This is a genomic window from Arthrobacter sp. Y3223164, from assembly GCF_059091005.1.
Genome location: NZ_JBNHGF010000944.1, coordinates 1 through 330 on the forward strand (window position 1 = coordinate 1; position 330 = coordinate 330).

Below are 330 nucleotides of genomic sequence, written 5' to 3' on the forward strand. Positions count from 1 at the left end.
CCGCGCTGGCGGCCGGCTCCTTTCCCGCCGCCGCCGCGGCGCTGTTCTGCTACGGCGTGGGCGTGGCCTGGTGGGACGTGGCGCAGAACATCGAAGGCGCCGACGTGGAGCGGAAACTGCTGCGCACGATCATGCCGAAGTTCCACGCCGCCTTCAGCCTGGGGGCGTTCGCCGGAGCCATGGTCGGCGCCTGGCTCTCGGTGCTCGGGGTTTCGCTGGCCGTGCATCTGGCAGTGCTCGCGGTGGTGGTCGCGGCCGCCACGTGGGTGGTGCCGCGGGCTTTCCTGCCCCACCGGCCCCAGCATGACGACGACGGCGGGGCCCGCCCCG

1 pseudogene is annotated in these 330 nt (G+C 73.9%); it reads left to right on the forward strand.

The window, feature by feature from the left end:
* A pseudogene (locus AC5RUJ_RS18850) lies at window positions 1-330 on the forward strand (MFS transporter); the annotation flags it as partial.